General features: G+C 73.3%; 18 protein-coding genes, 1 other RNA gene and 1 pseudogene. 12 read left to right on the top strand and 8 right to left on the bottom strand.

What is annotated here, in order from left to right:
- The first annotated feature begins 162 nt into the window (after positions 1–162).
- On the top strand, positions 163–693 hold the full coding sequence (locus ABD080_RS06590) for a GyrI-like domain-containing protein (RefSeq protein WP_343904120.1): 531 nt from the start codon (positions 163–165) through the stop codon (positions 691–693).
- Between the two features lie 105 nt (positions 694–798).
- Here the strand turns inward: ABD080_RS06590 and ABD080_RS06585 are convergent, their stop codons facing one another.
- Positions 799–4,314, bottom strand: a complete 3,516-nt coding sequence (locus tag ABD080_RS06585; protein WP_343904119.1) for a DNA polymerase III subunit gamma and tau — start codon at positions 4,312–4,314, stop codon at positions 799–801.
- 157 nt (positions 4,315–4,471) lie between these two features.
- Between ABD080_RS06585 and ABD080_RS06580 the strand changes: the two genes are divergently transcribed.
- The 4 genes from ABD080_RS06580 to ABD080_RS06565 all read left to right on the top strand — a co-directional run bounded on the left by ABD080_RS06580 (position 4,472) and on the right by ABD080_RS06565 (position 7,097).
- Entirely contained in the window at positions 4,472–5,875 is a 1,404-nt protein-coding gene (locus ABD080_RS06580) for a hypothetical protein (RefSeq protein ID WP_343904118.1), read from the top strand.
- Positions 5,865–6,320: a VOC family protein gene (locus ABD080_RS06575; protein ID WP_343904652.1), complete on the top strand. Its 456-nt coding sequence runs from the start codon at positions 5,865–5,867 to the stop codon at positions 6,318–6,320. The genes ABD080_RS06580 and ABD080_RS06575 overlap by 11 nt, the downstream gene beginning before the upstream one ends.
- 64 nt (positions 6,321–6,384) lie before the next feature.
- Complete coding sequence (locus ABD080_RS06570; RefSeq protein WP_343904117.1) at positions 6,385–6,582, top strand: VOC family protein; 198 nt, start codon at positions 6,385–6,387, stop codon at positions 6,580–6,582.
- 278 nt (positions 6,583–6,860) lie between these two features.
- Entirely contained in the window at positions 6,861–7,097 is a 237-nt protein-coding gene (locus ABD080_RS06565) for a type II toxin-antitoxin system Phd/YefM family antitoxin (protein ID WP_264450491.1), read from the top strand.
- Positions 7,098–7,217: 120 nt separating this feature from the next.
- Here the strand turns inward: ABD080_RS06565 and ABD080_RS06560 are convergent, their stop codons facing one another.
- The gene (locus ABD080_RS06560) at positions 7,218–7,727 is read right to left on the bottom strand and encodes a hypothetical protein (protein WP_343904116.1); all 510 of its coding nucleotides are present in this window, start codon (positions 7,725–7,727) and stop codon (positions 7,218–7,220) included.
- A gap of 75 nt (positions 7,728–7,802) precedes the next feature.
- Positions 7,803–8,861 carry a hypothetical protein gene (locus ABD080_RS06555; protein WP_343904115.1) on the bottom strand — a complete coding sequence of 353 codons (1,059 nt, stop codon included), beginning with the start codon at positions 8,859–8,861 and terminating at the stop codon, positions 7,803–7,805.
- Positions 8,862–9,048: 187 nt separating this feature from the next.
- Between ABD080_RS06555 and ABD080_RS06550 the strand changes: the two genes are divergently transcribed.
- Positions 9,049–10,485, top strand: a complete 1,437-nt coding sequence (locus ABD080_RS06550; RefSeq protein ID WP_343904114.1) for a dicarboxylate/amino acid:cation symporter — start codon at positions 9,049–9,051, stop codon at positions 10,483–10,485.
- 225 nt (positions 10,486–10,710) lie between these two features.
- Positions 10,711–12,024, top strand: a complete 1,314-nt coding sequence (locus tag ABD080_RS06545; RefSeq protein WP_343904113.1) for an MFS transporter — start codon at positions 10,711–10,713, stop codon at positions 12,022–12,024.
- A 40-nt stretch (positions 12,025–12,064) separates the two neighbouring features.
- On the opposite strand, the gene ABD080_RS06540 is transcribed toward ABD080_RS06545, so the two are convergent.
- Together ABD080_RS06540 and ffs are read right to left on the bottom strand one after the other, a co-directional pair.
- Positions 12,065–13,447: a TIGR01777 family oxidoreductase gene (locus ABD080_RS06540; RefSeq protein ID WP_343904112.1), complete on the bottom strand. Its 1,383-nt coding sequence runs from the start codon at positions 13,445–13,447 to the stop codon at positions 12,065–12,067.
- A gap of 116 nt (positions 13,448–13,563) precedes the next feature.
- An RNA gene (gene ffs, locus ABD080_RS06535) (signal recognition particle sRNA small type) lies at positions 13,564–13,660 on the bottom strand.
- 305 nt (positions 13,661–13,965) lie between these two features.
- Here ffs and ABD080_RS06530 point away from each other — a divergent pair.
- The gene (locus ABD080_RS06530; RefSeq protein ID WP_137769698.1) at positions 13,966–15,504 is read left to right on the top strand and encodes an alanine/glycine:cation symporter family protein; all 1,539 of its coding nucleotides are present in this window, start codon (positions 13,966–13,968) and stop codon (positions 15,502–15,504) included.
- Between the two features lie 99 nt (positions 15,505–15,603).
- Here the strand turns inward: ABD080_RS06530 and ABD080_RS06525 are convergent, their stop codons facing one another.
- Complete coding sequence (locus ABD080_RS06525) at positions 15,604–16,608, bottom strand: aldo/keto reductase family protein (RefSeq protein WP_343904111.1); 1,005 nt, start codon at positions 16,606–16,608, stop codon at positions 15,604–15,606.
- A 118-nt stretch (positions 16,609–16,726) separates the two neighbouring features.
- Between ABD080_RS06525 and ABD080_RS06520 the strand changes: the two genes are divergently transcribed.
- The 4 genes and pseudogenes from ABD080_RS06520 (at position 16,727) to ABD080_RS06510 (ending at position 19,332) form a co-directional block, all read left to right on the top strand.
- Positions 16,727–17,203, top strand: a complete 477-nt coding sequence (locus tag ABD080_RS06520; RefSeq protein WP_343904110.1) for a DUF779 domain-containing protein — start codon at positions 16,727–16,729, stop codon at positions 17,201–17,203.
- Positions 17,204–17,357: 154 nt separating this feature from the next.
- Positions 17,358–17,927, top strand: a complete 570-nt coding sequence (locus ABD080_RS06515; RefSeq protein ID WP_137769695.1) for a dihydrofolate reductase family protein — start codon at positions 17,358–17,360, stop codon at positions 17,925–17,927.
- Positions 17,928–18,086: 159 nt separating this feature from the next.
- Positions 18,087–18,488, top strand: a pseudogene (locus ABD080_RS16810) (phytanoyl-CoA dioxygenase family protein); the annotation flags it as partial.
- A 190-nt stretch (positions 18,489–18,678) separates the two neighbouring features.
- Positions 18,679–19,332, top strand: a complete 654-nt coding sequence (locus tag ABD080_RS06510; protein ID WP_343904109.1) for a helix-turn-helix transcriptional regulator — start codon at positions 18,679–18,681, stop codon at positions 19,330–19,332.
- Between the two features lie 18 nt (positions 19,333–19,350).
- Here the strand turns inward: ABD080_RS06510 and ABD080_RS06505 are convergent, their stop codons facing one another.
- Positions 19,351–21,387, bottom strand: coding sequence for an ABC transporter ATP-binding protein (locus tag ABD080_RS06505; RefSeq protein WP_343904108.1), 2,037 nt, complete (start codon positions 21,385–21,387; stop codon positions 19,351–19,353).
- Entirely contained in the window at positions 21,384–23,159 is a 1,776-nt protein-coding gene (locus ABD080_RS06500; RefSeq protein ID WP_343904107.1) for an ABC transporter ATP-binding protein, read from the bottom strand. The genes ABD080_RS06505 and ABD080_RS06500 overlap by 4 nt, the downstream gene beginning before the upstream one ends.
- Positions 23,160–23,322 lie beyond the last annotated feature (163 nt).

The raw sequence follows: 23,322 nt of genomic DNA, 5'->3' as shown, positions 1-23,322 counted from the left end.
CCCGAGGCCGGTCCGGGGCCGGGGCCGGGGCCGGGGCCGCGCATCCTGCCGCGAACCGTCCCCCGGGCTCCCGGGCGGCTCGCGGGGCGGTGGGTTAGCGTCTGCCCATCGGGGACCGCCCGCCGGTCGCCCGGACACCGCTGCTCCCAGGAGGATCCGACGATGACGACCCTGCCCCCGCCCTACGACGCCGCCGAGCCGATCTCCACGGGCACCGTCGCCGACGCGCCGCTCGTGCACACGGCCGTCGTCTCCCGCACCGACTTCCCCATGTACGAGATGCCCTCGCTCATGGACGGCACCTTCTCCCATCTGGTGCCCGCGCTGGAGGAGGTGGGGATCGCGCCGATCGGCCCGGCCTTCTCGCTGCACCGTCGGATGCCCGTGGACACCGCGGATCTCGAGGTGGGCTTCCCGGTGGACGGTCACCTCACGCAGACCCTCACCCTCCCCAGCGGCTTCGAGGTGCGCGCCTCCGTGCTGCCGGCGGGACGCGTCGCGGCGGCGAGCCACGTGGGCGGCTACGACGGGCTCGCGGAGGCGTGGGGCGCGTTCACCGCGCAGCTCGGCGAGGCGGGCGAGCAGATGGCGTTCCCGTTCTGGGAGTTCTACGTGACGGCGCCGACGCCGGACATCGATCCGGCCACGCTGCGCACGGACCTGTTCACCCTGCTCGCGCCGCGGGAGGACTGAGCGGCGCGAGGTGGCCAGGCGCCGCGGGAGGACGGAGCCCCGCGAGGCGGCCGGGCACCGCGGAGGGGCTCGGCGGCGCGGAGCCGGTGCGCTCCGCGGCGGGGCTCAGCGCCGGTCGCCGGTCTCGTCGATGACCTCGAGGACCCGGCCGCCGAGCACGGCCTCGATGACCTGGCGGCCCGAGCGGGTCGCGACCACGGCGTCCTCGTCGTCACGGGAGGCGCCGCCGGTGGGGTCGACCTCGGCCTCCGGCACGGGGGCCTCGTCGGGCCTGCGGCTCTGTGCCTGCTGGCGACGGTCGGCGGCCGCGGCGCGCGCCGCCTGCGAGGCATGCCGGGCGAGGGCCGCGCCGGTGCGCGGGGCGGAGTCGTCGACCGCCTGCTCGGCGGACGGCGCGAATCCTGCTGCAGGAGCGGCGGGAGCGGTGGTCGACTGCGGGCGCGGGGCCGACGGGGCGGCTGCGGGAGCGGCGTCACCCCAGGCGGTGGCCGGGCGGACGGCCTGCGAGGCGCCGGGTGCGAGCGGTGCCGCGACCCGGGTCCCTGCACCCTCGGACGGCCCGCCCGACGAGGACGCGTCGCCCATCGCCCCGGCAGGGCCGTCCGCGTCGGAGGCCGATGCGGGCGACGGCGCGGAGCCCGACGAGAGGGCAGAACCGGCGGACGGGGCACCCGGGTCGGAGGCCGACGGGTCCGACAGGGCGAAAGGGTCGTCCGCCGACGGGGCGGACGGCGCGGGACCTGACGGGGCGGACGGGTCGATGCCCGATGGGCCGCCCGGGGCGGGCGTCGACGAGGCGCCGACGTCGGTCGAGGCGCCGGCACCGGTCGTGGCGGCGACGATGTGCGCGGCCGGGCGGGAGCGCACCACGCGGCCCTCGGCGATGGCGCGCCGGATCGCGGCCTGACCGTAGGTGCGGGGCTCGCCCTCGGGCACGCTGTCCCGACCCTCGTCCTCGACGACCGGGGCCTCATCGGCGCTGCCACCGGGCGCGCTCGCCCCGGTGGTCGGTGCGTCGGCTCCTCCCGCGGAGGGCAGGGCATCGGACCAGCGACGGGAGGAGCTCCCGCCGCCGTTGCCGCTGCCGCTGCTGTGCGAGGCGTCGGGCGTGGACGCGGCGGACGCCGCAGCGGCGCCGCGGCTCGCGGACGGCGCGGCGGCCCGGGGCGCCGACGACGGGGCAGAGGACCGCTGGTCCTGAGGATCCGGCGGGAACGAGTCCTCCGGGTCCGGCGGGAACTCGTCGTCGTCGGGCTCCGGCGGGAGGTCGTGGTCGTCGACGGCGGGACGCTGTCGCCCGGACGGCGCGGCGGCCCCGCGCGAGGTCGACCCGGCGGAGGCGGCGAGGTCGCCCCACGGTCGGCTCCCGCCCCGGGCGGAGCCGGCGGGATCACTCTGCGCACGGGTGCCCTGCGGCCCGCCGGAGGTCGACTGCCCGGCGTTCCCGCCCTGAGCAGCGGCACCGCCCCGGCCGCCGTATCCGGCGTTGCTGCCGGCGCCTGCCTGACCATCGAGGCCCGCCCGGCGACCGGCGCCCACCTGGCCTCCGGACCCGCCCTGCCCGCTGGGGCCGCTCTGACCGCCGGGGCCGCGCTGACCGCCGGGCCCACCCGGACCGCCGGAGGGACCGGGCCCGCCGGAACCGCCGGGCCCGTCTCCCACGACAGCCTGGACGGTGACCTCGACGTGCATGATGCGGCGCACGGCGTCGGCGAGGTTCTCCGCCGCGGTGCCGCGATGGAAGGCCGCCACGAGCCCGTCGGTGCGGAACCCGATCACCAGGTTCGTCCCGTTCATGGCGTTGAGCTGGGCGTTCTGCGCGATCAGCGCCCAGCTGGGACGGCGGATCTGGGCGAGCTCGTCCATGATCGCGGACCAGTTGCCCTGCACGTCGGCCGTCGACGGGCCGCCCGCCGGGGCCGCAGGCGACGGAGCATCCTCCACGGGTGCCTGCGCCGCCGGGGCCTGTGCCGCGGACTCCTCGGCGACAGCCCCCTGGGCCGCGCCCTGGCCGGGATCCTCCTCGACGGGTGCGGCGCCGCCCCGGGCGGGAGCCCGGTCATGGTCCGCCGCCGGCGTCGGGTCCCATGTCGTGGCGGGGCGGCTGCCGGTCGACGCCGCGGGGGCCTGGCCCGCCGACTGCTCCGCCGCGGCAGGCTGCTGCTGCGCGGGCGCCTGCGGAGCGGCAGGCTCCTCCCGCGCGGCGGGTGCCTGCTGGGGCGCGGGTGCCTGCGGCGCCGCGGTGCCGGTGGCCTCCCGCCGATCGTCGGGCCTGGTCGCCGCGGCGCTGCCGCGCGTGCGACGCGAGGCCTCCGCGCGCTCCTGCGCGATACGACGCGCCTCCTCCCGGCCGCTCCCGGCCGTCGGCGCGGCGTCGGCGCCCGGCGCGCCCTGACCGTTCTGCGGCGCCGGGGCGCCCTGACCGCGCCCGTTCGCCTGCTGGCCACCCCGGGGTGCGCCCTGACCGGGCTGCCCCGCCGGGCCGCCCTGGCCGCCCGGAGCCGGTGCGGCGGCGGCCCGCTCGTCCCGCAGCACCAGGCGCGCGGCGAGCAGCTCGAGGTGCAGCCGCGGGGAGGTGGCGCCGCTCATCGTGGAGAGCGTCTCGTGGATGAGGTCGCCGCAGCGGGAGAGATCCGCCGGGGCGATCGAGGCGGCCTGCTCCCGCATCGACGCGAGCTCGTCCGCGGGGACCTGGGGCAGGAGGTCCTCGGCGCGCTCGGGCACCGCGGCGAGCACGATGAGGTCGCGCACCCGCTCCAGGAGGTCCTCGACGAAGCGGCGCGGCTCGTGGCCGGTGGCGAGCACCTGCTCGACCGCGTCGTACAGGCTCGCGGCGTCCCGCGCGGAGATCGCGGTGATCGCCTGGTCCAGGAGCGCGGTGTCCGTGAAGCCCAGCAGCGCGATCGCGGTCGCGTGGTCGAGGCCGTCGTCCCCGGCGCCGGCCATGAGCTGGTCGAGCACGCTCATCGTGTCGCGCGCGGAGCCGCCGCCCGCCCGGACCACGAGCGGCAGCACGCCGTCACCCACGTGCACGTCCTCCGCGGCGCACACCTGCTCGAGGTACGGGGTGAGGACCTGCGGCGGGATCAGGCGGAACGGGTAGTGGTGCGTGCGGGAGCGGATGGTGCCGATGACCTTGTCCGGCTCCGTGGTCGCGAAGACGAACTTCACGTGCTCCGGCGGCTCCTCGACGAGCTTGAGCAGCGCGTTGAAGCCTGCGGAGGTGACCATGTGCGCCTCGTCGATGATGAACACCTTGAAGCGGTCGCGCACCGGGGCGAAGGAGGCGCGCTCGCGCAGCTCGCGGGCGTCGTCCACACCGCCGTGGCTCGCGGCGTCGATCTCGACGACGTCGAGGCTGCCGGCCCCTCCGCGGGCGAGGTCGCGGCACGAGTCGCAGGTGCCGCAGGGAGTGTCCGTGGGTCCTTCCGCGCAGTTCAGGCAGCGCGCGAGGATGCGGGCGGAGGTCGTCTTGCCGCAGCCGCGAGGCCCCGAGAAGAGGTAGGCATGCCCGATGCGGCCGTTGCGCAGCGCGCGCCGTAGGGGCGTGGTGACGTGGTCCTGGCCGATCACCTCGGCGAAGGACTCCGGGCGGTATCGACGGTACAGAGCGGTGGCCACCCCCACAGGCTAGTGGAGGCGACTGACGTCCACCGCCCCGAGCGGTGGACGAGCAGGCCGTGGGGAGGGATCGGCGACATCCCCTCCCCCGGGCGCCGCGGTCCACAACCTCCCGCGAACGGTTCCCGGCGGGACGGGCAGCTGCAAGGATCGCGGGGTGAGCACGAACCAGCCCCCGGACCGCGGGACCGGTGCGCCCTCTGCCCTCGGTTCCCGCTCGGGCTCCGGCTCCGGCACCCGTGCGCCGTCGGAGGCCGCGACCGGCCCGGTCATGGTGCAGCGCATCGTGGTCGCCGCGCTCGTGCTGCTCGTGGTCCCGCTGCTCACCTTCGCGATCGCTGTGGCACTGGGGGACGAGACCGCGCTCGCCTTCGCGCTGATCTGCGTGGTCCACGTGCTCCTGCTGGTCTATGCAGGCGTCGTGACCGCGGGCCAGCTGCGGGCGCGCACCCCGCCGCGACTGGTCGAGGCGGTGCCCCCGCTCGCCGCGTTCCTCGCCGCGCTCGCGACGCTCGGTCTCGCGCAGGTCCTCGCCGATGCCGAGGGCATCCGCACGAGCGCCGTGCCCCGGCTGCGGCACGGCATCCCGCTGCCGGAGGACCTCCCGTTCGTGCTCTCGGTGCTCCTCGCCGCTCTCGCCGCCCTGGTCGCGATCGCGGCGCTGCCGCTGATGATGCGGCGCACCCGCACGGTGCGGGCGCTGCCCGGGCGGATCGGCGAGGTCGCCGGGAAGCTCGGGGACACCGCCGACGACGCCGACTCTCCTCGCACCCCGCGACCCCCGGTGACGTCCGCGAAGGACCCGCTGCTGCGACGGCTGCTCTCCCCGGCATCGAGGGTGCTGCTCGTGCTCGGCTCGCTCGCCGCCCTCGCCGGGACCCTCGTGTTCGCCCTCGCGGAGCTTCCGCAGCCGACGGCCGAGGCGATGACCTTCGTGATCGTGCTGTGCCCCGCCCCCGCGATGCTGTGGGCGGTGCTCTCCTCGCTGTGGCGGCGCGACGCGGAGCTCGGCATCCTCATGGCGGCGCTCTACCGCACGATGGCGGTGCCGGTGCTCGGCGCGATCGTGGGACTGCTCCCGGCGTTCCTCGCGTTCCTCGTGTCGCCGGTCGGCCACGGGTTCGCGGAGCAGTACCGCGCGGCCGTCGGCGACAGCGGGATCGTCCCCGAGGGCTCGCCCCTGGTCATGTTCTTCGTCCTCGGCGCGCTGCTGTCCCTGCTGGTGGGCATGCTCGGCGGGCTCGCCCTGAGCATCGCGGTGATCATGCCGCTGCTCACGCTCTTCCGCCCCGAGCAGCTGGTCGGCGAGAACGGGCTCAGCACGAACCGTGCGGACCGCCGGCGGAACGTGGCCGCGATGCGCCTGATGTCGCTGCTCGTGATCCTGATCTTCGTCTTCGCCATCCTCATCGCCGACGCGGACGCGGGCGAGCCCCGCTTCACCTGGGCGATGGTCACGCTCGCGGTGCTCGTCGGCCTGACCGTCGCGATCAAGCGGCTCCAGCGGAAGAAGGGCGACCGCCGCCCCGACGTCCCCTCCCCCGAGGACGATTCCCGTTGACCGACGGGCCGCTCCCGGTGAGACTCGCCTGACGAGCGTCCTCATCTCGCACACCACGATCGACTGCCACGACGCGTTCGCGCTCTCGGAATGGTGGCGGGCGGTGCTCGACTACGAGATGGATCCCGAGGACCCGAACCTCCCCGGCCACGAGGAGTGCCCGATCCACGACCCGGCGACCGGGCACACGATCCTGTTCCTCGAGGTGCCCGATCCGGAGCTGCCCGAGAAGCGGATCCACTTCGACGTGCTCCCGCGCGAGCGCACCCAGGCGGAGGAGGTCGCGTGGCTGCAGGAGCGCGGGGCGAGGATCATCGCCGACCACCGCGGAATCCACGGTCCGGGAAGCGGCTGGGTGACCTTCGCGGATCCCGAGGGCAATCAGTTCTGCGTGCTCCTCTCCCCCGCGGAGCGCGAGGCGTACCTCTCCGCCCACCCGCGATGATCGGAACTGGCTGACCGGCGAGCTGGAACCGCCGTACGGCCGCGGGCTGAACCTGCAGATCTCCGTGGCGGATCTCGATCCGATCCTCGCCGAGCTCCGCGCGCACGGCGTCCCGCTGTTCATGGAGCCGGAGACCCGCTGGTACCGGATCGACGAGGAGGAGGCGGGCGTGCGCCAGTTCCTCGTCACGGATCCCGACGGATACCTGCTGCGATTCCAGCAGCCGCTCGGCCGCCGTCCCCTCGGCTCCCAGGACGCGTAGAGGACGCGCAGAGATGCGTGGAGGACCGGAGCAGGCGGCTGTCCGTGTTCAAGAAACGCTGGTCATCATGTACATGATGACCAGCCTTTTCCCGGGAGGCCCTGTCCCCAGCGCGCTCTGACCGTTCGCGCCGACGGGCCGACGGGCCGACCGATCGACGGGCAGACCGAGCGACGGGCCGACCGATCGACGGGCGGGCGGTTCCTCCCGATGCCCCTCGCGTCCACATTCCTCAGCCTGCCCTCGTGAGCCCCGGGCCCCGATGCGAGGCTCCGCGCATGGCCACCGTCTCCTGCTCCCGCTTCCGCACCCGGCTCAGCGAGCACCTCGAGCTCTCGCGTCGCGAACCCGTCACGATCTCGAGCCGCGGGGTGCGCCGGCGAGCGGTCCTCGTCTCCGCCGACTTCTACGATCGAGCGCTGGCCGCCCTCGGTGACGAGCCCTACGCCCCGCCGGCGAGGACACCGGAGCAGGAGCTCCGTGACGAGACCGACCGCTATCTGGGGTTCTTCTGATCGTGTGCCGCGTCGGCGGATCGCTCCGGCGGCCGACGGGCCGTGGGAACCTCGGAGCCCGCCTCGGTCGACGCGCCGACGCGCCGGCGTCGCGAGCGAGCCGTCCGCGAGCATCGACGGTCAGGCGAACCGTTCGAACACCACGTACTCCTCGGTGCTCGGGTCGATGCAGGCCAGCAGCACGTCCTCGCCGTCCTGGACGAGCTTCTCCTTGCAGGTGAGCGACTCGAAGTCGAGATCGCCGTCGGGTACGGCGGCGCCCACGGCGACGGACTCCGCGGTGATGCGGTCCGCGCCGACGAGAGGGGCGGCGAGCTCCTCGGGGAGCCAGAAGCCCGTGCGCTCCGCGGCCGGCAGATCCAGCTCCCAGACCTCGTCCCTCTCACCGTGCGGACCGACCTCGCCATAGCGATGGGACACCACCCGGGCGTCGTGAGGCACGCCGATGCCCCAGGCCTCGTGCAGCTCCTGCGGGTCGTCGCTGAGGGACGGGGACCGCTCCTCCCGGGCCAGCTCCTCGACCACCTCTCTCGCACCCCGCACCGCTCCGACCACGACGGCGGCGATGACGAGGACGAGCACCCCCGTGACCACCGCTGCGACCCGCGTCGCCCTGACCTCCGACCTCACGATCCCCTCCCCCTGGCGCCCGACGGGCTCCCCGGGAACGACGCTACGCAGCCCCGCGCGGCGACGAGGCCGGCTTCACGGTGTCTCCACGGGATCCTCGCCATCGGGAGCATCGTCGCCGTCGTCCTTCTGCGAGGCCGCGGCCTTCTTCTCGCGCTCGTCCGGGGCATCGGTGGGCCCGCCGGGCTGCTTCCTCGCCTCCTCGAGCGCGGCGCTGCGCCGTCGGATGCCGCTGAGCGTCGCGCTGAACACCAGCAGGACCACGATCAGCGGGACCACGACGTCGGGCACCCAGTCCGGCACGGAGAAGGGCAGGGACAGATCCGGGATCCAGCCCAGCAGCAGGTCACGGAGCCAGTCGAGCGCACGGGCGACAGGACGCAGCACCGCGGCCAGCAGGTCCCTCACCGGGCGGAGGAGGTCGCCGATCACCTCGAGCACCGGGTTCACGACAGCGCCGATGGCCTCCACCACTGGTCGCAGCAACGACGCCACCCACTCGCGCACGGGGCGCAGGAGGTTCGAGAACAGGGCGCCGAGCCCCAGCAGCGGGATCAGGTAGCCGGCCGCCCGCCGCACCGCGGCGAGCGCCGCGAACCGCGTGGGGTGCGCGGCGCGCTTCTCGTCCCGCAGCGCCGACGGGCTCCCCTCGGCCGGGATCAGCGGATCGGTGCGCAGCCCTCGCGAGACCTCCACCTCGCCCGCGCCGCCGAGGCCCGCGGTGCGGACGGTGACCAGCTCATGGTCGGCGTGCTCCCCGTCGGAGTCCCGACGGAGGACGGTGCAGCGCAGGGTCGCGAAGCCGTCGTCGATCCGGAAGCGGAGGTCGTCGGCGCCCGTCGGCCCGTCGTCCCCTTCGGGCTTGTCCCTCTCGGGCTCGTCCCCCTCGGGCTTCGTCGCGGCCTTGAGGGCCTTCTCCTCGGCGGCGGGGTCGTGCGGCACGCCGTCGATCTCGAGGAGCAGGCTCGTGTCCAGCAGCCGGTGACGCACCCGGGCCACGTACTCGTGCCCCTGGGCGCGGCCGCGGTACTCGACGTCCGCGCCGAAGCGGTTCGGCTCGCGCTCCCCGAATGCCGCCTCGCCCTCCGCGTCGGGGTCGCGGGGTGCGGCGTCGGCGGGGGTGCTGGCGGTCATGGGCCCAGCCTTCCAGGCCGGACGCGCCGCGCCCCTCCGCCTTCGGTGGACGTTCCTCTCCTCCGCTGGTCGGAGGGTCCCGGCGCCGCACGACCTATGACCCGCCACCGATGCCCTACGCATACTTATGTGACCGCATAGCCATCCTGTTGAAACCTCAACGGAGCCGCGCGTAGCGTCGAGACACGTGAGCACCTCGACCCCCTCCTCCCCCACCCGCAACCCGTTGCGCGCGCTGGGCCGGATCCCCTTCGGCTGGCAGGTCCTCATCGGCCTCGTGCTCGGTGTGGTCCTCGGCCTCGTCGCCGCGCAGATCGGCCCAGTCGCCGTCACCGAGGCGAACCCGGACGGCGCCAACTGGCTGACGACCATCCTCCACACCATCGGCACGATCTTCGTGACCCTGCTGAAGGCCCTGGTCCCGCCGCTGATCTTCCTCGCGATCGTCACCTCGATCGCGAACCTGCGCGGCGTCACCAACGCCGCCCGCCTCGCCGGCAAGACCCTGCTCTGGTTCGCGATCACCTCGCTCATCGCGGTCTCCATCGGCATCGCGCTGGGCGCGCTGACCAGCCCGGGCGCGAACTCCGGCGTGGACGCCGGCACCGCCGAGGCCTCCTCCACCCAGGGCGGCTGGCTCGACTTCCTCGTGGGCCTCGTGCCCGCGAACTTCCTGGGCCTCGAGGGCTCCGCCGGGGACGACGGCTCGATCTCCCTGACCTTCAACGCTCTGCAGATCCTCGTCATCTCGATCGCCGTGGGCATCGCCGTGCTCTCCGTGGGCGAGAAGGCGGAGCCGTTCCTGCGCTTCACCGGCTCCGCACTGGAGATCGTGCAGAAGCTGCTGTGGTGGGTCATCCGCCTCGCCCCGATCGGCACCATCGGCCTGCTCGGCAACGCGGTCGCCTCCTACGGCTGGTCCGCGATCGGCCAGCTCGGCGTCTTCACCGCGGACGTCTACATCGGCATGCTGCTCGTGCTGCTCGTCGTGTACCCGGTGCTGCTGAAGATCAACGGCCTGGGCGTCGGCTCCTTCTTCCGAGGCGTGTGGCCGGCGACCTCGCTGGGCTTCGTGTCCCGCAGCTCGCTGGGCACCATGCCGATGACGCAGACCGTCACCGAGCGCATGGGCGTCCCGCGCCACTACGCCTCCTTCGCGATCCCGCTGGGCGCGACGACCAAGATGGACGGCTGCGCCGCGATCTACCCCTCGCTCGCCGCGATCTTCGTCGCGAACTTCTACGGCGTGCCGCTGAGCGTCACGGACTACCTGCTCATCGTGCTGGTCTCCGTGCTGGGCTCCGCCGCGACCGCCGGCATGACCGGTGCGACCGTCATGCTTACGCTGACCCTCTCCACGCTGGGCCTCCCGCTCGAGGGCGTGGGCCTGCTGCTCGCGATCGACCCGATCCTCGACATGGGCCGCACCGCCCTGAACGTCACCGGCCAGTCGCTGGTCGCCGTGATCGTCGCGAAGCGGGAGAAGATCCTGGACCGCGCGACCTACGACGCCGCGAGCCGCACCTCGTTCCAGGCCATCCAGGCCGAGCAGGCGGACACCGCGGCAGATGCCGCCGGCCCCGCCCCGGCCGGTGAGCGCGAGAAGGCCGGCGCCACCGCCTGACCTGCGCCGCCCTCCTCCTCGAGGCCCGCCCCGGATCCGTCCGGGGCGGGCCTCGCCCGCACGGGCAGGGGACGGCGACGTGTGAGGTCCGCGCCGTCACCGAGCGGAACGCTGGCACACCTGCGCGGGGATCGCTAGGCTCCAGGCGTCCCATCCCGCAGTGCATCTACCTCGGGTCCTCTCACGGATCGTCCAAGGCGGCACCACCCGTCCCGGAGGATCCCCATGACCTCATCGCATCTGGACCGGCAGCGCACCGGCGCCCCCACCGACCAGGGGACGACGCCGGCCCCCTCACTGCTGCTGCTCGCGGGCCCCGCGTACTTCCCGATCGCCTTCATCGCCCGCTTCCCCTTCGCGATGATGGTCGTGGGCACCCTGACGCTCGTCGTCGCCGCGCGCGACTCGATCGCGCTGGGCGGGCTGAACTCCGCCGTCGTGGGCCTCGGCTCCGCGCTCGTGGGCCCGCTGCTGGGCGCCGCGGCGGACAGGATCGGCCAGCGCCCCGTGCTGCTCTCCTCCGGCCTCGTCAACTCGCTCGCCCTGCTCGCCCTCGCGGTCGTCGCCTTCAGCGATCTGCCCGACGTGGCGGTGCTCGCCGTGGGCTTCGTGCTCGGCGCGTCCTCGCCGCAGATCGGCCCGCTCTCCCGCAGCCGGCTCGTGCAGCTGATCCTGCACCGCATGCCGGCCGATCGCCGCGCCCGCAGCATGAACGGGACGATGGGCTACGAGTCCGCGGCCGACGAGACCGCCTTCGTCTTCGGCCCCGTCGTGGTGGGTCTGCTCGCGACGACGATGAGCCCGGCCGCCCCGATGATCGGCGCCGCGGTGCTCACGCTCGTGTTCGTCACCGCCTTCGCGCTGCACCCGACGGCGAGGGTCGAGGCGCCCGCCTCCCACGAGTCCGTGGTCCAGGCGCCCGCCCGGGAGCTGCGCGCCCCCGGCGTGCTCGTCATCGTCGCGGGCGCTCTCGGGGTGGGCCTGTTCTTCGGCACGGTCCTCACCTCGCTCACGGCCGTGCTCTCCGAGGCGGGCCACGGGGAGTCCGCGGGACTGGTCTACGGGGTGATGGGCGTCGGCTCCACGATCCTCGCGCTCAGCACCTCCCTGTTCCCGGCGCGGTTCTCGCTGCGCGCCCGCTGGCTGGTCTTCGGCACGCTCATGCTCGCCGCGATGCTCGCCTTCGGTCTCGCGGGCGGCGCGCTGCCCGTGATGGTCGGGGCGATGGCGGTCGCGGGGATCGGCGTGGGGCCGACGGTCGTCACGCTCTACAGCCTCGCGGCGGAGCGCTCCCCGCAGGGCCGCTCGGCGACCCTGATGACGATGCTCGGCTCGGCGACGATCGTCGGGCAGTCCGCGGCCTCCGCGCTGACCGGGTCGGTCGCGGAGAGCACCGGGGCGGGGACGGCCGTGCTGCTGCCGATCGCGGCCGCGTCGCTCGTGGTGCTCGCGGCGCTCGGCAACGCCCTGCTCGGTCGCGGGCCGCTCGCCGTCGAGGACGCCGTGACCTCCACCGAGGCACCTCCGGCCGCGCTCTGATCCGGGGCGCTCCGCTCAGGGAGGCACGGGTCCGGGACGCTCAGCGCCACAGCACGTGGTGCAGCGCCTCCTCGACCCGCGGGTGCTCGAACCGGGCGCCGGCCTGCTGCAGCCGCGTCGCGTCCACGCGCTGATCCGCGCGGACGAGCTCGCGCGCCGCCTCCGTGCCCAGCAGCAGGGCGGGGCCCGCCGCCGGCACGGGCACGACCGCGGGCCTGTGCAGGGTGCGACCCAGGGCGCGCACGAGCTCCGCCTGGGTGACGGGATGCGGGGCGACCGCGTTCAGCGGGCCCTCCGCGCTCGAGGCGAGGGCCACGGTCGCGTAGGCGCGCACCAGGTCGTCGAGCGTGATCCACGAGGTCACGGCATCGGGCGGGGCGAGGCGGCCGCCCACCCCGGCGAGCAGCAGGGGAAGCTGCGGGAGCAGGGACCCGCCGCCGTCGGAGAGCACCACGCCCGTGCGCAGCTGCGCGACCCGCACGCCGGCGCGGGAGGCGGGTGCGGTCGCGGCTTCCCAGTCCCGCACGAGGTCCGCGAGGAACCCGGTGCCGGCGGTGTCCTCCTCGGTGAGCACCTCCCCGGGCCGCTGCGGTCCGTAGACGCCGATCGCGGAGGCGGTCACGAGGGTGCGCGGGCCGTCCGTCATCCCGGCGAGCGTGCGGGCGATCAGCGCCGTGCCCTCCACCCGGGAGTCGCGGATCTCGCGCTTCGCGGCGTCCGTCCAGCGGGTCGCGATCGAGCGGCCGGCGAGGTGGACGACCACGTCGACGCCCTCGAGGTCCCCGGGGTCCAGCTCCCCCGCGCGCGGGTCCCAGCGGATCTCCCCGGGACCGGGGCGGTCCTTGCGCACGAGCCGGCGCACCGTGTGGCCGCCGCTCTCGAGGAGCGCCGCGAGCTGGGTGCCCACGAGTCCCGAGGCGCCGGTGATCGCGATCGTGCGGCGCGGGACGGCGGCGAGCGCGGTGTGCAGGGCGAGGTCCTCGCGCAGCTGACGTGCGCGGAAGGCGAGCAGGCGACGCACGCGGCGCTCGAGGGCCGCGCCCACGGGCGTCGACCTCTCGACGCCGCCGGGCAGCTCGACCTCGATGGTGTCGGTGAGCAGGGTGGCCGACGGATCCGCGGGATCGACGACGATGCCGTGCTCGTGCTGCCAGCTGCGCCACGGGCCGCTGACCTGCTGATCCACGAAGCGACCGGCCTCGGTGGCCTCCGCGTGCCGGAGCACCCAGGCGGGCCGCAGCGGCAGGGCGGTGGGGCCCATGTGGGCGCCGACCACCCGTCCCGCACGTATGCCGCCCGCGGTGGGGTCGTCGATCGTGGCGACCCCGGGCGGGGTCAGGCGCACGAGGGCGCCGGGCCGCTCATGCCAGGCGAGCACGTCGGCGTGCGGGCTCTCGATGCGATGCGTGGCGACGATCCTCATGGCGGGCCCCTTCCGGTCGGTTCGCCTCGATCGTACCGACGCCCGTGGGGAGCGGGGCCGGTGCGCAGCCGGCTCGCCAGGCATCCGGGATCCGGGGGCTTCCCTCCTCGCGGGCATGAGACGACCCCTCGTGCACCTGCCAGAGCCCACCTGCCCTTGCTGCCGTCAGGCCCTGGGGGAGTTCAGCGAGATGACACCGCACGAGGGGTCGCGGACGAGTCTAGCGAAGTCCGGGCGCTCTGCCGAACCGCGGAGCGGTGATGTCACGGGCCTCACCCCGGGCGACACGCCGCATGGCGACAGCCGATCGAGCACGAGCGGCGCAGGGGCGTCGGGCCCGGCGGGGGCACCCTCCGCGCGGCCGGCGGGGTTGCGGTCGGATAACGGACGGCCCTCGACGGGGCGGGGAGGGCCGCTCCGCGCGCTACTGTTCCCCCCACGGCGTCGCGGGTGACCGTACTCACACCGCCGCGCCCCGACATCCGCTCCTCCTCGTCCCCTTCCCCGCTGGAGACCCCATGTTCTTCGACAACCTGATCACCGGGGCCAACAACCTCGTGTGGTCGCTCCCGCTGGTGGGCCTGCTGCTGCTCACCGGCCTCTACTTCTCACTGCGCACCGTGTTCCTCCAGGTGCGCTGCATCCCCGACATGCTCTCCCAGCTGAAGAAGGGCGAGTCCTCCCCGGACGGCACCTCCTCCTTCCAGTCGCTCATGATGTCGCTGGCCGGCCGCGTCGGCATGGGCAACATCGGCGGCGTCGCGACCGCGATCGCGCTCGGCGGCCCGGGCGCCGTGTTCTGGATGTGGCTGATCGCCTTCCTCGGCGCGGCCACCTCGTTCATCGAGTGCACCCTGGGCCAGATCTACAAGGAGAAGGACAAGGACACCGGCGAGTACCGCGGCGGTCCCGCGTACTACATCGAGAAGGCGTACAAGCACACCGCCGCCGCCCCCGCGTTCCTCGTCTACGCGATCGTCTTCGCGATCGTCACCGTCTTCGCGATGTGCTTCTTCCTCCCGGGCGTGCAGGCCAACGGCATCTCCTCCGCGGTGAACAACGCCTGGGGCGTGCCCCACTGGGTCTCCGCCGTCGCCGTCGTCATCGTGCTCGCCTTCATCATCATCGGCGGCGTGAAGCGCATCGCCCAGTTCGCGGTGATCGTGGTGCCGGTGATGGCGATCCTCTACATCGTCTTCGCGCTCATCGTGTTCTTCGTGAACTTCGACCAGATCGGCCACGTGTTCGGCCTGATCTTCTCGAGCGCCTTCGGCGCCCACGCGGTGTTCGGCGCGATCGTCGGCAAGGCGATCGAGATGGGCGTCAAGCGCGGTCTCTACTCGAACGAGGCCGGCCAGGGCACGGGCCCCCACGCGGCGGCCGCCGCGGAGGTCTCCCACCCGGCCAAGCAGGGCTTCGCGCAGTCCTTCGCGGTCTACATCGACACCCTGTTCGTCTGCACCGCGACCGCCTTCCTCATCATCTCCACGAACATGTACCAGGTGTTCGCGCTCGACGAGGAGACCGTCATCTACCAGGGCGACATCCCCGAGGGCACGGACTACGGCCCCGAGTTCGCTCAGTTCGGCTTCGAGACCGTCTTCCACGGCCTGGGCCCCACCTTCGTGGCTCTCGCGCTGTTCTTCTTCGCCTTCACCACGATCGTCGCCTACTACTACATGGCCGAGGTCAACCTGACCTACCTCTCGCGCTGGATCCCGAACGCGTTCGTGCGACGCACCCTCAAGCGCGCGCTCCAGGCGCTGATCCTCGTCGCGGTGGTCTACGGCTCGGTCACCACGACCGGCAACGCCTGGGCCCTGGGCGACATCGGCGTCGGCACGATGGCGTGGCTGAACGTCGTCGCGATCCTCATCCTCCAGAAGCCCGCCCTGAAGGCCTTCAAGGACTACCAGCGGCAGAAGAAGGCCGGGAAGGACCCGCAGTTCGACCCGCGCGAGCTGGGGATCAAGAACGCCGAGTTCTGGGAGCTGCGGGCCGACGGCCGCATCCGCCAGGGCGAGACCGGCGAGGAGCTGGCCGGCAAGATCGGCTGATCCCCGCCTCCCCGGAACCTCTCCCCCAGGGACGACGAACGCCCGACCTCCTCGGAGGTCGGGCGTTCGTCGTGAGCGGCCCGTCGGCCGCGGCGGATCTCAGGCCAGGCGCCGCGCCGGGGAGAGCGTGAGCGCCGGGTCGGTCTCGGGGAGGTCGCCGAGCACCTCGTCGATCCGCGCCTTCACGTCGGCGTCGAGGGTGACGCCGGCGGCCTTGACGTTCTCGGTGACCTGCTCGGGGCGGGAGGCGCCGATGATCGCGCCCGCCACGTTGTCGTTGCTGAGCACCCACGCCACGGCGAGCTGCGCCGGGGTGAGGCCGAGCTCGTCGGCGATCGGCAGCAGCCCCTGCACGGCAGTGAGGGTCTCGTCGTCCAGGAAGCGCTTGATCATGTCCGCGCCGCCCTTCTCGTCCCGGGCGCGGGAGCCCTCGGGGACCTCGGCGCCGGGCTTGTACTTGCCGGTGAGGATGCCCTGCGCGACCGGGGACCACACGATCTGGGAGACGCCCAGCTCCTGGGAGGTGGGGACCACGCGCTCCTCGATGACCCGCCACAGCATCGAGTACTGGGGCTGGTTGGAGACCAGCTGGATGCCGAGCTCACGGGCGAGCTGGTGGCCGGCGCGGATCTGGTCCGCGTTCCACTCGGAGACGCCGATGTAGAGGGCCTTGCCGGCGCGGACGACCTCCGCGAAGGCCTGCATGGTCTCCTCGAGCGGCGTCGCGTAGTCGTAGCGGTGCGCCTGGTAGAGGTCGACGTAGTCCGTCTGCAGGCGGCGCAGGGAGCCGTCGATCGACTCGCGGATGTGCTTGCGGGAGAGGCCGGTGTCGTTGTGGCCCTTGGGGCCGGTCGGGAAGTAGACCTTGGTGAGGATCTCGAGGGATTCGCGGCGCTCGCCCTTCAGCGCCTCGCCGAGCACGACCTCCGCGGCCGTGTTCGCGTAGGTGTCCGCGGTGTCGAAGGTGCTGATGCCGGCGTCGAGGGCGGCGCGCACGCAGGCGCGGGCCCGGTCGTCCTCGACCTGCGAGGCATGGGTGAGCCAGTTGCCGTAGATGATCTCGCTGATCTTGAGTCCGCTGCGTCCCAGGTGGCGATGTTCCATGCGGTGGAGCCTAGGCCCGCCACCTCGGCGTCGTCTGCGGAGCGGGGGTATCGTGGTGACGCGCGCCACATGGCCGTGGCGCCTCGCCGCGCTCACCGCGCGGGAAGGAGGAGGACCCATGACCCAGCTCCCCACGAGCCCCGCCCGGCAGGGAGGACAGCCGCCGGCCCCGGCCCTGCCCGAGCCGACCGAGAAGGACGACGTCCTCGAGCTCGAGCCCACCGTCGAGGGCGAGGACTTCTCCCGCGTCGCCTTCACGCAGGCGGCGGTGGGCATGCTGCAGCGGCTCATCGACCGCAACGGCCCGCTCATGTTCCACCAGTCCGGCGGCTGCTGCGACGGCTCCTCCCCCATGTGCTACCCGGAGGGCGACTTCATCACCGGCGACGCGGACGTCCGCATGGGGCACGCGGAGGTGCCGCTGCCCGGAGGCGGCACGAGTCCGCTCGACTTCTGGATGAGCCGCGAGCAGTTCACCTACTGGCGCCACACGCACCTGACGATCGACCTCGTCGACGGGCGCGGCGGCGGCTTCAGCCTCGAGTCGCCCGACGGCAAGCGGTTCCTCACCCGGTCGCGGATGCTCGAGGGCTGAGCCCGAGCCCGGCAGCAGTCCCTGGACGGGATCCACCACGAGCGCCCGCGAGCCGCGACCAAAAACCGTAGCGCCGCGTCGCGTCCCCTGGCATCGTCGGAGCCCCAGGCGTCGTGGCCCCGTCGCGACGCTCCGCACCGGAGCAGGGAGTGACATGCGAGAGCTCGTGTACTACGTGGCCGTGAGCCTGGACGGCTGCATCGCCGGCCCCCAGGACCAGTTCGACGCCTTCCTCGTCGAGGGCGACCACATGGAGGGCATCAACGAGGAGTTCGGGGACGCGATCCCCACCGACATCGCCGCCCACCTCGGCATCCCCCAGAGCGGCGAGCGGTTCGGGACGGTGCTCATGGGGGCGACCACCCACGCGATGGGCCTGCCGGCCATGCCGAGCCCCTACCGCCACCTCGAGCAGATCGTGTTCACGCACCGCGAGCTCCCACCCGCGGAGAACCTTCGCACCACCACGGAGGACCCGGTCGCCGTGGTGCGCGCGCTCAAGGAGCAGCCCGGCGCGGACATCTGGCTGTGCGGCGGCGCGCAGCTCGCGACCCAGCTGCGCGGTGAGATCGACCGGCTCGTGCTCAAGCGCCAGCCGCTGCTGTTCGGCGCCGGCGTCCCGCTGTTCGCCCCGGGGGACTACGAGCCCGAGCCCTTCGCGCACGTGCGCACCCGGACCTTCGACTCCGGGGTGTCGCTGACGGAGTACGTGCGGGAGCGCTGAGCGCGAGCGCGCGGGGCGTCCGTCCGGCGAACCTCCGCGTCCGCTCCGGGCATGGTGGGGGCCGACGGCGGCTCCGTAGTGTCGAGCGCAGCCATGAGCTGATCGCCGCCCTGGACCGCGGCGACGACCCCCCCCTGGGACGCCACCTCCGAGGTCGCCATGGGCTGTGCGACGAGCCTCCAGCACCTGCACGATGCCCAGTTCCACGACGCCGCCTTCACCCGGCTGCTCGTCGACCCGCGTTTCACGGACGTCGCCGCGGCCGTCCTGCGCACCCCGAACGTGCAGCTGCACCACACGAAGATGTTCATCAAGCCGCCGGAGAACGGCTCCCCGTTCCCGCCCCATCAGGACCACCCGTTCTTCCCTCACACCCATCACCGGGTGGCCGCCGCGATCTTCCACTTCGACGACGCCCCCGACGCGAAGGGCTGCGTGCGCATCGCGCCGGGCAGCCACCTCGCGGGACCGCGCGAGCACGACCCGAAGGGCAGCTTCCACCTCCCGGGCTTCCCCGTCGAGGAGCTCGTGCCGGTGGAGGCCGAGGCCGGCGACGTCCTGTTCTTCACCTACCTCACCGTGCACAGCTCCGGCGTCAACGTGAGCGACGAGGCCCGCACCACGTGGCTCGTGCAGTTCCGCGACCCGGCGGACCTCCCGCTCACGGACCACCACACGCACTCCCTGGGCCAGGGGCTCATCCTCGCCGGCCGTCTGGCGCAACACCCCCCACACCCACTCCTTCCACGAGGTGTGCCTGGCCTACGCGGGCTCCGGCACGTTCACCGTGGAGGGCGAGGTCCACGAGATCGTCTCCCACCCCGAGGCCGGCCTCGGCATCGCCTTCTGGGGGTTCGCCCTGGACACCACCGCCCTGCCCGAGGGCCCCGGCTGGTGGGACGGCCTGCTGCGCCGCGAGCGCCCGCTCGTCTCGCCCCGCCTCGGCTCGCTGCCCGCGATCGTCTCCGCCCTCGCCGCGGAGGCCGCCAGTCCGCGCTCCGGTGTGGACGCGCAGGTCAGGGCGCTCGGCTCGGCGCTCGTGATCGAGACCGGCCGCGCCTTCGCCTCCCCCGCCGAGCTCACGGTGACGGTCGACCCCGGGGCGCGGGCCACCTCCGCCGTCGCCGCCATGCGCGGCTATCTCGCGGACAACCTCGCCCGACCGATCCGCGTGGAGGACGTCGCCGCGGTCGCGCACCTCTCCGACCGTCACGCCGCGCGGCTGTTCGGGCAGGAGACCGGCACCCCGATGATCGCGGAGCTGCGGCGGCTGCGGCTCGAGCACGCGGCGCGGCTGCTGGAGTCGGAGCGGCCCGTGGCGCAGGTGGCCCGGGAGTGCAGCTACCCCGAGTCGCGGCCCTTCATCACCGCGTTCCGCGCCCTCGGCGGCACCCTGCACCTGTGAGCAGGGTGCCGCCGGGCATCACTCCGCGGCAGGTCGCTCCGGGGCCGGGAGATCGTCCCCGCTCACCGCGGCGAGCTCGCCGGTCGCGGTCGCGGAGGCCTCGAGCACCGCGGCCTCCTCGTCGGGGTCGGTGCCCTCGGAGAACTGCGACCAGTACAGGCGGTGGTAAGCGCCCTCCGCCGCGAGCAGCTCCTCGTGGGAGCCCTGCTCGACGATGTCGCCGTGCTCCATCACGAGGATGACGTCGGCGTCGCGGATCGTGGAGAGCCGGTGCGCGATGACGAAGCTCGTGCGGTCCGTGCGCAGCGCCGCCATCGCCTCCTGCACGAGGACCTCGGTGCGGGTGTCCACGCTCGAGGTGGCCTCGTCGAGGATCAGCAGCGCCGGATCGGCGAGGAAGGCGCGGGCGATCGTGATGAGCTGCCGCTCGCCGGCGGAGACGTTCGCGCCCTCGTCCTCGATGACCGTGTCGTAGCCCTCGGGGAGGGTGCGCACGAAGCGGTCGACGTAGGTGGCGCGGGCCGCCTCGACCACCTCCTCGTCGCTCGCCCCGAGGCGCCCGTAGCGGATGTTCTCGCGGATCGTGCCGCCGAACAGCACGGCGTCCTGGAGCACCATGCCCACCCGGCTGCGCACCGCGCCGCGGTCCAGCGCCCGGATGTCCACGCCGTCGAGGCGGATCTCGCCGCGGTCGATCTCGTAGAAGCGCATCACGAGGTTCACGAGCGTGGTCTTGCCGGCGCCCGTCGGCCCGACGATCGCGATCGTCTGGCCGGGCTCCGCGACGAGCGAGAGATTCGTGATGAGCGGCTTGTCCGGGCTGTAGGAGAAGGCGACGTGCGCGAACTCGACGCGGCCGCGCACCTCGGCGGGTGCCGCCGCGGGGGCGATCGCCCGCTCGGCGACGGTGCCGTCGGCCTGCTCCTCGGCGACGGTGATCGCGCCGTCGGGCTGCTCCTCCTCCGCGTCGAGCAGCTCGAAGATGCGCTCGGCGGAGGCGACGCCGGAGATCAGCATGTTCGCCATGCCGGCGACCTCGCCGAGCGGCGCGTTGAACTCGCGGGAGTACTGGATGAACGCGACGACCGCGCCGAGGGACATCTGGCCGCTCGCGACGCGCAGGCCGCCCACGACCGCGATGCCGACGTAGCCGAGGTAGGTCACCCACTGCATGATCGGCATGATCATCCCGGAGAAGAACTGGGCCTTGAACGCGGCCTCGAACAGCTCCTCGTTGCGCTCGTCGAAGGTCTCCCGCATCGCGTCCTGGCGGTCGAAGACGGTGACCAGGTCGTGCCCGGTGAAGGACTCCTCGACGTGGCCGTTGAGGCGGCCGGTGTTGCGCCACTGGGCGGTGAACAGCTTCTGCGAGCGGGAGCCGATGATCCCGACGACCACGCCGGAGATCGGCAGCGCCACGAGGGCGATGAGCGCGAGCTGCCAGGACAGCCAGAACATCATCACGGTGATGCCGATGATCGTCAGCACCGCGTAGACGAGGGAGGCGAAGGCCTGCTGGAGCGCCGTCTGCACGTTGTCGACGTCGTTCGTGGTGCGGGAGAGCAGGTCGCCGCGCTGGCGGGTGTCGAAGTAGCGCAGCGGCAGGCGGTTGATCTTGGCCTCGATGCGCTCGCGCAGGCGGAACACGATCCGCATGACGATGTCGTTGAGCACGCGACCCTGCAGCCAGTTGAACAGGGACGCGACGACGTACATCGCGAGGACGACCACGAGCAGGCGGCCGAGCGCCCCGAAGTCCACGCCGTTCCCGGAGGCGACGCCGTCGACGATGACGTCGATCGCGTCGCCGAGGATCGTGGGCGCCCACACGGTGAGCACGGTCGCGATGAGGCCGAAGGTGAGCACGACGGCGAGGCCGAGCTTGTGGTCGCCGAAGGTGGAGAACAGCCGCTTCGCGGTGGGCCAGAAGGCCTTCGCCTTACGGGGCGGGCCGCCGCCCCATTCGCTCTCCATGGAGCCCTGCATCTGGACGATCTCGTCGTCGGTGAGGTCCTGGGTCGCGGCGTCGGCCGGGGTGGGGGTCTTCTCGCTCATGCCGGCTCCTCCACGGTGATCTGGGAGTCGACGATCTCCTGGTAGGTCTCCGAGGAGCCGAGCAGCTCCTCGTGGGTGCCGCGGCCGACGATCCGCCCCTGGTCCAGGACGAGGATCTGATCGGCGTCGGTGATGGTCGAGATGCGCTGGGCGACGATGAGCACCGTCGCGCCCGCGGTGTGCTCGGCGAGCGCCGCGCGGACCTTCGCATCGGTCGTGACGTCGAGCGCGGAGAACGAGTCGTCGAAGACGTACACGCGCGGCGCGGCGACGAGGGTGCGGGCGATGCACAGGCGCTGGCGCTGGCCGCCGGAGACGTCGGTGCCGCCCTGCGAGATCGTCGAGTCCAGGCCCGTCGCGGCGGCGTCCCCGCTGCCGGTGGTGCGATCGCGGACGAAGCCGGAGGCCTGCGCGACCTCGAGCGCGGCGTGCAGGGTCTCCTCGCTCGCCGTCGGGTCGCCGAAGCGGAGGTTCTCCGCGACGGTGCCGGAGAACAGGTAGGGACGCTGCGGGACGAGGCCGACGGCGGCGCTGAGCGAGGCCCGGGAGAGGTCCGTGACGGGCACGCCCTCGATGAGGACCTGGCCGGAGGTCGCGTCGTGCAGGCGCGGGACGAGGCTGACGAGGCTCGTCTTGCCGGAGCCGGTCGCGCCGATGATGGCGGTGGTGCGACCGGCGGGGGCGGTGAAGGAGACGCCGTCGAGCACCGGGGACTCGGCGCCGGGGTAGGAGAAGCTCACGTCGCGGAACTCGACGCTCGCGCCGACGGGGGCGCCGGGGGCGGGCACGGGCAGCTCGCGCGGGGCGGTGGGCTCGGCGAGGGTGGGCGTGGTCTGGAGCACCTCGCCGATGCGGCGCCCGCCGACGACCGCGCGCGGGAACATCATGACCATGAAGGTGCCCATCATGACGGCCATGAGGATCTGCAGGAGGTACTGCATGAAGGCCGTCAGCGAACCGACCTGCACGAGGCCCGCGTCCACGCGGTGACCGCCGAACCACAGCACGGCGGCGGTCGCGAGATGGAGGACGACGGTGATCGCGGGGCCCATGAGCACGAACAGCCGGCCGATCCGCACGGAGGTGTCGGTGAGCAGCTGGTTGGCGTCGGTGAAGCGCGAGGACTCGTGCTGCTCGCGCACGAAGGCGCGGACAACGCGGATGCCCATGAGCTGCTCGCGCATGACGCCGTTGATGCCGTCGATGTTGTCCTGCATGCGCTGGAACAGCGGCATGAGGCGCACGACGAGCAGGCCGACGATGACGAGCAGGACGGGCACGGAGACCCACACGAGCCAGGACAGGCCCGGGTCCTCGCGCACGGCCATGACGATGCCGCCGATCGACATGATCGGCACCATGACCATGAAGTTCAGGCCCATGAGCACGAGCATCTGGACCTGCTGGACGTCGTTCGTGGCGCGGGTGATGAGGGTCGGGGCGCCGAAGCGGCCCATCTCCTCGGTGGAGAAGCGGTCCACGCGCGTGTAGACCGCGCGGCGGATGTCCCGGCCGATGCCCATGGCGGCGCGGGCGCCGAACCAGACGGAGGCGATCGCGGTGACGACCTGGACGAGGGCGACGACGAGCATCACGCCGCCCACGCGCCAGATGTAGTCGGTGTCCCCGGTCGCGACGCCGTGGTCGATGATGTCCGCGTTGAGGCTGGGCAGGTACAGGGTGGCGAGCACGGTCGCGAGCTGCAGCACGAGCACGGCGCCGACGTGCGGGAGGTAGGGCCGGCCGTATCGGCGCAGGAGGGTCCAGAGCATGAGGATCCTTGGGGTGGAGGGTCCGAGTGAGGGGTGTTCGGGGGCGTGGGAGGGAGCGGTGGGCCGTCCCGCCGTCCCGAGCGTAGGAGGGGCTGAGGACAGGTCCTGTCCTCGAAGCCGTGGGCGCCGCGCGGGGCGCGCGACAAGGCGTCCCATCCTGCAC

The sequence above is a fragment of the Brachybacterium rhamnosum genome (assembly GCF_039526185.1).
GTDB classification, from domain to species: domain Bacteria; phylum Actinomycetota; class Actinomycetes; order Actinomycetales; family Dermabacteraceae; genus Brachybacterium; species Brachybacterium rhamnosum.
This window is presented reverse-complemented; position numbering and strand designations above follow the sequence as displayed.

Coding starts and splice junctions, on each gene's coding strand:
- ABD080_RS06590 (WP_343904120.1), top strand. CDS start 163: ATGACGACCCTGCCCCCGCCCTACGACGCCGCCGAGCCGATCTCCACG.
- ABD080_RS06565 (WP_264450491.1), top strand. CDS start 6,861: ATGGCCACCGTCTCCTGCTCCCGCTTCCGCACCCGGCTCAGCGAGCAC.
- ABD080_RS06555 (WP_343904115.1), bottom strand. CDS start 8,861: ATGACCGCCAGCACCCCCGCCGACGCCGCACCCCGCGACCCCGACGCG.
- ABD080_RS06545 (WP_343904113.1), top strand. CDS start 10,711: ATGACCTCATCGCATCTGGACCGGCAGCGCACCGGCGCCCCCACCGAC.
- ABD080_RS06540 (WP_343904112.1), bottom strand. CDS start 13,447: ATGAGGATCGTCGCCACGCATCGCATCGAGAGCCCGCACGCCGACGTG.
- ABD080_RS06530 (WP_137769698.1), top strand. CDS start 13,966: ATGTTCTTCGACAACCTGATCACCGGGGCCAACAACCTCGTGTGGTCG.
- ABD080_RS06525 (WP_343904111.1), bottom strand. CDS start 16,608: ATGGAACATCGCCACCTGGGACGCAGCGGACTCAAGATCAGCGAGATC.
- ABD080_RS06520 (WP_343904110.1), top strand. CDS start 16,727: ATGACCCAGCTCCCCACGAGCCCCGCCCGGCAGGGAGGACAGCCGCCG.
- ABD080_RS06515 (WP_137769695.1), top strand. CDS start 17,358: ATGCGAGAGCTCGTGTACTACGTGGCCGTGAGCCTGGACGGCTGCATC.
- ABD080_RS06505 (WP_343904108.1), bottom strand. CDS start 21,387: ATGAGCGAGAAGACCCCCACCCCGGCCGACGCCGCGACCCAGGACCTC.
- ABD080_RS06500 (WP_343904107.1), bottom strand. CDS start 23,159: ATGCTCTGGACCCTCCTGCGCCGATACGGCCGGCCCTACCTCCCGCAC.